General features: G+C 66.0%; 10 protein-coding genes. 4 read left to right on the top strand and 6 right to left on the bottom strand.

Annotated features, from left to right (window positions below):
* Positions 1-639: GIY-YIG nuclease family protein (locus A5663_RS17795; protein ID WP_197503448.1), on the bottom strand; the 639-nt coding region annotated here is incomplete at its 3' end.
* A gap of 53 nt (positions 640-692) precedes the next feature.
* Between A5663_RS17795 and A5663_RS17790 the strand changes: the two genes are divergently transcribed.
* Complete coding sequence (locus tag A5663_RS17790; RefSeq protein ID WP_068151971.1) at positions 693-2,573, top strand: gamma-glutamyltransferase family protein; 1,881 nt, start codon at positions 693-695, stop codon at positions 2,571-2,573.
* 3 nt (positions 2,574-2,576) lie between these two features.
* Here the strand turns inward: A5663_RS17790 and A5663_RS17785 are convergent, their stop codons facing one another.
* The 4 genes from A5663_RS17785 to A5663_RS23405 all read right to left on the bottom strand — a co-directional run bounded on the left by A5663_RS17785 (position 2,577) and on the right by A5663_RS23405 (position 8,612).
* Complete coding sequence (locus A5663_RS17785) at positions 2,577-3,026, bottom strand: PH domain-containing protein (RefSeq protein WP_068151969.1); 450 nt, start codon at positions 3,024-3,026, stop codon at positions 2,577-2,579.
* Positions 3,019-3,498: a 6,7-dimethyl-8-ribityllumazine synthase gene (gene ribH, locus A5663_RS17780; RefSeq protein WP_068151967.1), complete on the bottom strand. Its 480-nt coding sequence runs from the start codon at positions 3,496-3,498 to the stop codon at positions 3,019-3,021. The genes A5663_RS17785 and ribH overlap by 8 nt, the downstream gene beginning before the upstream one ends.
* On the bottom strand, positions 3,495-4,814 hold the full coding sequence (locus A5663_RS17775; RefSeq protein WP_068151976.1) for a bifunctional 3,4-dihydroxy-2-butanone-4-phosphate synthase/GTP cyclohydrolase II: 1,320 nt from the start codon (positions 4,812-4,814) through the stop codon (positions 3,495-3,497). Before A5663_RS17775 ends, ribH begins: the two co-directional genes overlap by 4 nt.
* 129 nt (positions 4,815-4,943) lie before the next feature.
* Positions 4,944-8,612 (bottom strand): beta strand repeat-containing protein, encoded by a 3,669-nt coding sequence (locus tag A5663_RS23405; protein WP_369816660.1) that lies wholly within the window; start codon positions 8,610-8,612, stop codon positions 4,944-4,946.
* Between the two features lie 187 nt (positions 8,613-8,799).
* Between A5663_RS23405 and A5663_RS23390 the strand changes: the two genes are divergently transcribed.
* A complete protein-coding gene (locus A5663_RS23390) occupies positions 8,800-9,384 on the top strand; it encodes a hypothetical protein (protein ID WP_197503444.1) in 585 nt (194 codons plus the stop codon).
* Positions 9,385-9,630: 246 nt separating this feature from the next.
* Positions 9,631-9,813, top strand: coding sequence for a hypothetical protein (locus tag A5663_RS17765; protein ID WP_156744535.1), 183 nt, complete (start codon positions 9,631-9,633; stop codon positions 9,811-9,813).
* A 143-nt stretch (positions 9,814-9,956) separates the two neighbouring features.
* Here the strand turns inward: A5663_RS17765 and A5663_RS17760 are convergent, their stop codons facing one another.
* Positions 9,957-10,247 carry a DUF732 domain-containing protein gene (locus A5663_RS17760; RefSeq protein WP_068151973.1) on the bottom strand — a complete coding sequence of 97 codons (291 nt, stop codon included), beginning with the start codon at positions 10,245-10,247 and terminating at the stop codon, positions 9,957-9,959.
* Between the two features lie 208 nt (positions 10,248-10,455).
* On the opposite strand from A5663_RS17760, the gene A5663_RS23635 reads away from it, so the two are divergent.
* Positions 10,456-10,652 (top strand): hypothetical protein (locus tag A5663_RS23635; protein WP_231976819.1); only part of this gene is annotated, 197 nt, incomplete at its 3' end.

Raw genomic sequence — 10,652 nt, 5'->3', positions numbered from 1 at the left:
GTCGCGGACCAGCCGGTCGGTCTTGCCCGCCAGGAAGTCACAGAAGTCCAGCACGATCTGCCGGTGTTCGTCGGCACTCACCCGGCCGATGCACGGGGCGGAGCACTTGTCGATGTAACCCAGCAGGCACGGCCGATCGATTTGCCTGTGCCGCTTGAACACTCCGGCAGAGCAGGTGCGGGCAGGAAACACCCGGGTGAGCAGGTCGACGGTCTCGCGGATCGCCCAAGCGTGCGAGTACGGACCGAAATAGCGCACACCTTTGCGCCGCGGTCCGCGGTACACCATCAGCCGCGGGTACTCCTCGTTGAGCGTCACGGCGAGCACCGGGTACGACTTGTCGTCGCGGTACCTGATGTTGAACCGCGGGTCGAACTCCTTGATCCAGTTGTATTCGAGCTGCAGCGCCTCGACCTCGGTGTTGACCACCGTCCACTCGACGCTGCCCGCGGCCATCACCATCTGCCGGGTGCGTGGAGCCAGGTTGACCAGGTCGGCGAAGTAGGAGTTCAGCCGGCTGCGAAGACTCTTCGCCTTGCCGACGTAGATGACCCGGCCGTACGGGTCGCGGAACCGGTAGACCCCCGGCTCGACGGGTATCGACCCGGGAGCAGGTCGGTATGTCGCTGGGTCCGGCACGGATTCCAGGTTACTGCGGCCATCGGACGGCCCTGATCCTCTACCGTCGAGTGATGCGGATCCGCTCACTGACAGCAGTGATCCCGCTGATCCCGCTGATCGTGGTGCTGGCCGGCTGCGCTCCGGACCAGAGCACCGAACCCACCGCCGGGCCGTGCGCGCTGATCGATCCGCCGCCGGCCGCCACCGGCTATCGCACGGACATGACGCCCGTGCGCACCAGGAGCTACTCCGTCGTCACCGCGAACCCACTGGCCACCCGGGCCGCATGCGAGGTGATCCGCGACGGCGGCACCGCCGCGGACGCTCTCGTCACCGCTCAAGCGGTCCTCGGCTTGGTGGAGCCGCAGTCCTCCGGTATCGGCGGCGGCGGTTTCCTGCTCTACTTCGACGCCGGATCGGGCACGGTGCAGGCCTACGACGGCCGGGAGACCGCGCCGGCCGCCGCCACAGAGAACTACCTGCGGTGGATCTCCGACACCGACCGGACCGAACCGAAGCCGGACGCGCGGGCGTCCGGCCGCTCGATCGGCGTGCCCGGCATCCTCCGCATGCTCGCCGACGTTCACGCCGAGCACGGCAAGACCGAGTGGCGCGAGCTTTTCACCCCCGCCGTGTCGATTGCCGACGGCGGATTCGACGTCAGCCCACGCCTGGCCGCGGCCATCGTCGATGCGGCACCTCGACTCGGGGCCGACCCACAAGCCGCCGAGTACTTCCTCAACGATGACCGCAGCCCCAAGACCGCGGGCACCCGGCTGACCAACCCGGCCTACGCGAAGACGTTGGGCACCATCGCAACCGATCCCGATGCCTTCTACACCGGCGCGATCGCCCACGACATCGTCGCCGCGGCGGCCGACGCCTCCGGCGGTCGCACCCCCGGCCTGATGACCGTCGAGGACCTGGCCCGCTACAGAGCCGTCAAACGCGAACCGCTGTGCGCGCCGTACCGCGGACGGGAGGTCTGCGGGATGCCGCCGCCGTCCTCCGGCGGGATCGCGGTCGCGGCCACCCTCGGCATTCTCGAACACTTCCCGATGGCCGAGCACAAGCCCACCGACATCGATCGCAACGGCGGCCGACCCTCCGTCATGGGTGTCCACCTGATCTCGGAGGCTGAACGGCTGGCCTATGCCGATCGGGACAAGTACGTCGCCGACACCGATTTCGTTCCGCTGCCGGGCAACTCACCCGACACGCTGCTCAGCGGCGACTACCTCGCCGGGCGCGCCGCGCTGATCTCCGAACAGCACAGCATGGGTACCGCGAAGCCCGGCGAGTTCGGGCCGCCGACCGCACCGGCGCCCCCCACCCCGGAACACGGCACCAGCCATATCAGCATCGTCGACCGGCAGGGCAACGCAGCGTCGCTGACCACCACGGTGGAATCGGCGTTCGGCTCATTCCACATGGTCGACGGGTTCCTCCTCAACAACCAGCTGACGGACTTCTCCGCCGCACCCACCGGCCCGGACGGCAGCCCCGTCGCCAACCGCGTCCAGCCCGGCAAGCGGCCGCGCAGCACGATGGCACCGACGCTGATCTTCGACCAGTCGCCGGGCCGGCCGGCAGGCCGCGGCCGGCTGTACGCGGTGCTGGGTTCGCCGGGCGGGGCGGTCATCATCCAGTTCGTAACGAAAACCCTAGTGGGGATGCTGGATTGGGGCCTCGATCCGCAGCAGGCGGTGTCGATGGTCGACTTCGGCGCGGCGAACACGCCGAAGACGAACGTCGGCGGCGAGCACCCGGCCATCGACACGTCCGACAACGGCGACCACGATCCCCTGGTTCGAGGGCTGCGTGAACTTGGCCACCAGGTCGACCTCGCCGACCAGTCGAGCGGCCTGTCCGCGATCGCCCGGGACGGCGACGGTCTCATCGGCGGGGCGGATCCGCGCCGGGAGGGTCTGGTCATGGGCGACCGCCGATGACCCTCAGCGCGAGCTGATGTCCTTGTAGCGGTCGTGCAGGCGGCGGACCCGGTCCATCGCGTCGACGGCGCGTTCCTTGTCGATGGCTTGGATCGCCATCACCGGGACGTACTCGTCGTCGGGCAGGTCGACGCGGGCCCATCGGGCTCCGCGCGGGAAGGAGACATCAACGACATCGGTCCACGGAATGTCCTTGTCGCCAAGCAGGTTTCGCACCTGCATCCCAGAGGGGCCCACCCGCAGGCGGGGCCGGGCGAACATCAGCACCACACCGGCGAGGACCACGCCGAGCAGCGCGATCGCCACCTGGTCGGCTGTCCGGAAGATCACCCCCGTCGAGGCGATCTTGAGCAGCACGCCGACGGTGATGTGTGCGGCGAGAATCAGCGCCGCGGCACCGTAGGCGAAATACGGCGCCAGATGGGGGCGTATCTCGACGTCCCAATCATCCATCAGCGCGAAGGCCTCGCAGCGTCAGCGCCGTGGACAGCGCCGCTGCGGCCGCCTGGGCACCCTTGTCCTCAGCCGAGGACGGCAGCCCGGCCCGGTCCAGTGCCTGTTGCTCGGTGTTGGTCGTCAGCACGCCGTTGGCGACGGGCGTCGAGGCGTCCAGCGACACCCGGGTCAGACCCTGGGTGACGGCGTCGCACACGTAGTCGAAATGCGGTGTCTCACCGCGGATCACGACACCGAGCGCCACCACGGCATCATGTGTGGCCGCCAACGCCTGCGCCACGACGGGGATCTCGATGGCGCCCAACACCCGCGCCACCGTCGGGTCGGCGACGCCGGCGTCCGCAGCGACCTTGAGCGCGCCGTCGAGCAGCGCATCGCAGATGGTTTCGTGCCACGTGCTGGCCACGATCGCCAGCTTCAGCCCCGATCCGTCGATGGTGGGAAGATCGGGTACGCCCGTACCACTCACAGCGCTCCGCCGAGATCGGTCGGCCGCCGGTCACCGAGCAGGTAGACGCCCTCGTCGTAGTCGGCCATCGTGGTGGCCTCGTGGTAGTCGTCGAGACCGCTCAGGTCGTGACCCATCCGGTCGCGCTTGGTCATCAGGTACCGGATGTTCTCGGAGTTCGCGCGGACCGGAAGCGGGACGCGTTCGATGATGTGCAGCCCGTAACCGTCGAGACCGACCCGCTTGGCGGGATTGTTGGTCAGCAGCCGCATCGACCGCACGCCGAGGTCGACGAGGATCTGTGCGCCGATGCCGTAGTCGCGGGCGTCGGCGGGCAGACCGAGCTTGAGGTTGGCGTCGACGGTGTCGTCGCCGGCGTCCTGCAACTGGTAGGCCTGCAGTTTGTGCATCAACCCGATGCCCCGGCCCTCGTGGCCACGCATGTAGAGCACGACGCCGCGGCCCTCGCGGGCGACCATCGCCATCGCGGCGTCGAGCTGGGGGCCGCAGTCGCAGCGCTTCGAGCCGAACACGTCGCCGGTCAGACACTCCGAGTGCACCCGGACCAGCACGTCGTGGCCGTCGCTGGTCGGCCCGGCGATGTCGCCCTTCACCAGCGCAACGTGCTCGACGTCGTCGTAGATGCTGGTGTAGCCGACCGCGCGAAACTCGCCGTGGCGGGTCGGGATGCGGGCCTCGGCGATGCGCTCGATGTGCTTCTCGTGCTTGCGCCGCCACTCGATCAGATCGGCGATCGAGATCAGCGCGAGATCATGCTCGTCGGCGAAGATGCGCAGCTCGTCGGTCTGCGCCATCGCACCTTCGTCCTTCTGGCTGACGATTTCGCAGATCGCACCGGCCGGCTGGAGTCCGGCGAGGCGGGCCAGGTCGACGGCGGCCTCGGTGTGACCGGGGCGCCGCAGCACCCCGCCGTCCTTGGCGCGCAGTGGAACGACGTGCCCCGGCTTGGTGAAGTCGTCGGCGACGGCGGAGGGGTCGGCCAGCAGCCGCATCGTCGTGGCGCGATCTGCCGCTGAAATGCCGGTTCCCACACCGTTTTTCGCATCGACAGTGACGGTGTAGGCGGTGCCGTGCTTGTCCTGGTTTACGGCGTACATCGGCAGCAGCCCGAGCTTGTCGCAGATCGCACCGTCCAGCGGGACACAGAGGTAGCCCGAGGTGTAGCGGACCATGAACGCGACGAGCTCCGGAGTGGCCTTCTCGGCGGCGAAGATGAGATCGCCTTCGTTCTCGCGATCCTCATCGTCGATCACGACGACGGCCTTGCCCGCGGCGATATCGGCAACCGCGCGCTCAACAGAGTCCAGCCTCGTCACCACATCAGTATGAACCACCGGGGGTCAGATGTTATTGCCGTGCCCCTGAGCTGGGATTATCCGGCTAAGCCGAGGCAGCCGCGGACGGCGCCGGGTCTGCGACCGCGATGCTTACAGGAGCACTCGTTCTCATATCGACGTGGCCGTGGCGTCGGCGACGGAGATCGTCGAAACAATGTACGTTCCGGGCCGGGTCACTTGGTACAGGGTGCCGTCGTCGGCCAATCGCAGTGCTCCCCACCTCGGGCCTGCAACAGGCACGGAGGCGGTGGTGCCGTCCGGATAGATGACCGTCACGGTGGTGGTGTCCGAGAAATTCGAACCGGTCGATGTGGCTACATACACCGTCCCGTCGTCGTCAATCTGCACGCTTCCCCCAGTTCCGGTAACGCTTTTACTCGTGACCGTGCCGTCCGGGTGAAGAACTGTGACGGTGATAACGCCCCCGGAAGTGCTGAGTTGGGCAACGGTGCCATCGGCGCCGACCCGTGCCCCTCCGCCCGGGGCTCCGCTGATTGTTCTGCTGGTGGTGGTTCCATTGGGATAGACGACGGTGACGGTCGTGTTCTCCGGGTTCTGGAAGGTGCCGGTGAAGGTGGTTTGAGCGGCCGTGCCGCCGGCACCCACACTGCCGCCATACGACGGGTCTCCCGTGAACGGGCCCACGGCGGTCGTCGTCCCGTCACGGTGGAAGACTGTGACCCTGGTGCCACTCGCCGAAGTGGTGACAGCCATGACGGTGCCGTCCTCACCGACCTGCAACCCGCCGCCCGAGAAAACTCCGCTTATCGGCGCGGTGGAGGTAGTGGTGCCGTCGGGGTGGATGATGACGATGCTGGCCCCGCTGGTGTTCTGAAAACCCTGGTAGACGGTGCCGTCATCGCCGACCCGGGCAAGTCTCGGTTGCCCCGCGGTAAGCGGTGTACTTGTCATGGTGCCGTCTGGCCGAATGATTGTGACAGTGGTGCGATAGGGATCGGCGGCAGTGCCACTGCCGGTGTAAGAGGTTTGCGCGACGGTGCCGTCAGCGCCCACCAGCGCCCCTGAAGGATTGCCGGTTATCGGTTGGCTGGGTGTGACGGTGCCATCCGGATGGATGACGGTGACGGTCGTGCGATAGGGATCGGCGGTGGTGCCGCTCCCGCTACCGGTGGTGAGTGCCACAGTGCCGTTGTCGCCCACGAGGACTCCGCCGGCCACCCATCGTTCGCCATTCCGTGTGATCGTGGTCGTGGTGCCATCGGGATGCACCACCAGAACGGTCGTGTTGTATGGGTCGGCAGCGGTACCGCTGCCCGTGTAGAGAAGCTGCGCAGCGGTGCCATCCGCGCCCACTTGAGGATCACCCAGACTCATCGCATCGATGGTGGGGCTCGTTGTGGTGGTGCCGTCCGGATGGGTAACGGTGACAACGCTGTGGCTGGGGTTGGTGGCCGTGCCGTTGCCTGTCGACAGGGTATGCGCGATGGTGCCGTCTTCGCCGACAACGACAAAGCCCGCAGCTGTTCCGATGTCGGTGGTGTCTGTGACTGCGATGGCTACCGGATCGATGTCGACTTGAACCGGTTTGTTGGTCTGCAATCGTCCGTCGGTGGCGGTGATTGTGAAGTGGTCCTGCTCTACGGCCACAGTGCTGTAGGCATCGACCCGTTCTTGCTGATTCGGCGTGTAGGTGAAGGTGAACGCTCCGGGGCTGGTTCGCACCGGTTGGGAGACGGTTCCTGTGCCGTCGACAGGCTGGGTCACGCTGAGACCGATATCCGCCAGATTGGAATCGATATCAGTGACTGTCACTGTGTACGTGATTCGTCCATTCGCCGTATCGGGTGCGCTCTGATTGACCGAAGCGATCTGCGGACCATCGTTGACGGCGCTGACGGTGATCGTCGCAGTGGCGGTGTTGCCGTCGCTGATGCCGTCATTGACCTTGTAGGTGAACGAATCCGAGCCGTTGAAATCTGCCTTCGGGGTGTAGGTGAACGTGCCGTCGTCGTTGAGGGCGAAACTCGCCGCATTGGCCGGTCCCGACACCAGCACAGCATGCATGGTATCGCCGTCGGCGTCGGTGTCATTGGCCAACACATTGCCCGTCGACAACGTGATGTCCTCAGCGGTGCTAAACGAATCACCCTGCGCCACAGGAGCATCGTTGGCCGCCGCGACGGTGATCGCCACGGTGGCGGTGTTTCCGTCGACGGTGCCGTCGTTGACCTTGTACGTGAACGAATCCGAGCCGTTGAAATCTGCCTTCGGGGTGTAGGTGAACGTGCCGTCATCGTTGAGCGCGAAACTCGCCGCATTGGCCGGTCCCGACACCAGTACTGCGTGTTTGGTGTCACCGTCGGCATCGGTGTCATTGGCCAACACATTGCCCGTCGACAACGTGATGTCCTCAGCGGTGCTAAACGAATCACCCTGCGCCACGGGAGCATCGTTGGCCGCAGTGACGGTGATCGCCACGGTGGCGGTGTTTCCGTCGACGATGTCGTCGTTGACCTTGTACGTGAACGAATCCGAGCCGTTGAAGTCGGCCTTCGGGGTGTAGGTGAACGTGCCGTCGTCGTTCAACTGGAAGCTGGCCGCATTGGCCGGTCCCGACACCAGCACAGCGTGTTTGGTGTCACCGTCAAGGTCGGTGTCATTGGTCAACACATTGCCCGTCGACAACGTGGTGTCCTCGTTGGTCGAGAAGCTGTCGTCGACGGCTTCGGGCGCGTCGTCTCGCGGGATGACGGCGACGCTCACGGAGCCGATGTCGGTGCGGTCGGTGCTGTCGCTGACGACGTAAGAGAATGTGATGACGCCGTGGAAGTTCGGGGCGGGAGTGTAAGTGATCGTGCCATCGCCGTTATTGGTGAACGTGCCGACGCCCTCTGGCTCGATGAGACCGGTGACACGCAGCGTGTCGCCGGCGTCAGGGTCGCTGTCATTGGCCAGCACTGCGATCGTCACCGGCTGGTCCTCGTCTGTACTGGCGACATCGTCAACGGCGATGGGGTCGTGGGCCGCGGGGTTGACGGTCAGGTTGACGGTGGCGACATTGCTGACGGCGCCGGCATTGTCATTGATCGTGTATCGGAAGCTGTCCGGGCCGACATGGACGCCATCGGAGACGTAGGTGACGGTGCCGTCGACGTTCGGCGTGGCGCTGCCGAACGTGGGCTGTTGGGTGATGACAACGGAGGCTGGGTTGACCGCACCGTCCGCATCGGTGTCGTTCGCAGCGACCGGAATGTTCGTCGCGGCACCTTGTTCGACTGTTGCGCTGTCGTTCGTGGCCACCGGTGCCCGGTTCGGCGCGCCCGCGACGGTGATCGTGACCTTGGTGCCCTTGCTCACCGCGGTGCCGTCACTGGCTTGGTACTTGAAGGTGTCGGTGCCGGTGAACGAGGCGTTCGGGGTATAGGTGAACGAACCGTCGGCGTTGAGGGCCACCGTCCCGTTCTTGGGCTTGCCCGCCAGCGTCGCGCTCAACGGATCGAGGTTGGCGTCACTGTCGTTGGCCAACACCCCCGGACCGGCCACCGTCAGCGGCGTACCCACCGGTGTGGTGTAGCTGTCGGCGGCAGCGACCGGCTTGGCGTTCTTGGGCGGCTTGGCCTTCTTGGCCGTCGGCCCAACACCTTTCGCCGCTGCCAGTGATACCGGCGTTGCCACGGTTTCGGTGGGCAACGCAGTCTCGAGCGGTTTCGCCTGCGCGGTCTGCTCGCCCACAACCCGTTGAGTCTCGCGACGCGCCCACGCCAACGCCGCCAACAACACCGGCGAATCAGCCGGCACACCGCCACCACCGGGCATCACCAGCGGTCCCAACACCTTTGCGAGCACACCGGTCACATCGACAAGAGTCGAATCAACAACCGCCGGAAGCGACGTAGACAACGAAGCCGACTCCGAACTCGGCGCCGATGCCGACAACGACGACAGGCTGGCCGTATCCTGGGCGCGCGCCGACAAAGGCGCGACATCCGCCCGCTGCGCGGGCTTGATCGAAAGTGGCACCACCGCGCTGACGGCCTCGGCGGCCTTCTTCACGACCGTCGGAGCCGGCTCTTTCTTCGTCGCGACGGGCGGTGCCGTGACAGCAGCACTCTTCTTCTTGTCCGAATTACGGGCCACTGCCGGAGATTCGATCACTTCGGGTGGCGTCTTTACTTGCGGTGCAGCCTTTTCCGCGCCCGAGTCAGCGACCGCCGACGTGGATTCGGCTTTCTCTTTCGTGGTTTCTTCCGGAGCAGCGGCCTTCTTGTCACCGCCGGACGATTCGGCTCCCGTAACCCGGCTCGACGTCAGCGCCCCACCGGAACTGTTGACCGCCATCTCCGGCACACGCTGTGCGGGGGTCGACGCAGCCTCGGCCGACGAATCCGCGGACGCCTCTTTCGACGGCGTCACCGCACCGGGAACGTCATCGACCTTCTCTGCCGGCGCCGCAGCCGCCGGCGCCGGATCCGAGGGTGTGTCGGCCGAAGACGAATCATCGGCCAGAGCCAGACCCAGGTTCGGGCCGGCAACCACAGCCATCCCCACACCCAACGCCACCGCAAGTGCGCCAACCCGGCCCACATAACGCCCGTACCCCACCGTGGTCCCCTTCCCGCAGCAAACGACCACCTCAAGTCTGTCCTGACAAAGGCCTGTGAGGAATCAGGGATTTCCCTATGTGTTGAGACGAATTCAGAGCCTCGCTTCCCCCGATCGGCGGAGCTGCTCTCCCCCGCGAGAAGGACCGATCAGCGGACACGCTCGAGCGCAGAACAGCAATAGCTTCATGACCGAATTCGTCATCGCCGAAATACCTCGAAGGGAGCATCCGATGACCGACACCAACACCATGCATGACCACTACACCGTCATCAGCCGAGCCGGCGGGGTGCAGACCTCTCGCACCGTGATTGCCGGCAGCCCGGCCGACGCGGCGCAAACGCACCGCGAGCACTACCCAGGCGACATCGTGCGCGTTCAACAGGCAACGGCGTCGGTGAGACTCACGGCCTAGGCCGGCGGACCACTCAACGCGTCGTCATTCTTCCCGGGCGGGATCGACTACCAAGTCGGGTCTCGCCAGAAGACCGGGCCGTAGGTTGTCCATTGGGGGCAGTCCTCTCACTACAGTCCGTCCCGTCCGGGCCACCCCTTCAGTCAGCAGTCGAGTTGTACGACGGCGGCTCTGACAATGTCGTATGCCGCCGTCAGCGAGACACCCATTTCTCGGTAGACCATGTCGACCGCGGTCGGCGAGATGGTGCCGTTGTGCTCCGCCCGGCACACCCGGTAACCCTCGGCGAGCAACTTCTCGGGACTGAGCTGGGTATAGCGCGGCATCAGCTGTTGCAGGTAAGTCGCCTCGTCGGCGTGAGCGGGCGCCGCCGTCATGGCGAACGGGGACAAAACCGCCGCAGCGACAATCGTGCCGCCAACTGTCTTGCGCATGGTGACCACCTCCGCGGAACCTGTGTCGGACGTCATACCCCGAACGAGCATGAATCACTCAACCCTCGGATTCAAGTTTGCTACCCAACGCAACTAGTCGCGCGTCTGACCCTTTTCAGCTACTCCTCCGAACGCGTAAACTACGCGTTCATCAGGCGCTTTGCCTCTTAGCGGCACGCGTCGGATCAGGGAGGAAGGAACAGGGGAAATGTTTAGCTTTGACGACCCGCAGTTGCGGAAAGTCCTGACGGTAGTCGCGGCGGCGGGCGCTGCGGCGTTGACCTTCGTCGCACCGGCCGGCACTGGTTTGTCCCCCACTGGCGTGGCGGTCGCCCAGCCCGGCGGTGGTACTGACGCGCCAGGGGTCGACAACCGGCTCGGCGGCGACGTGCGCGATCAGATCAA

Origin of the sequence: Mycobacterium sp. E740, from assembly GCF_001672895.1 — a bacterium.
GTDB lineage: Bacteria > Actinomycetota > Actinomycetes > Mycobacteriales > Mycobacteriaceae > Mycobacterium.
Note: the sequence above shows the minus strand (reverse complement) of the source record. Positions and strands in the feature narration are given on the sequence as shown.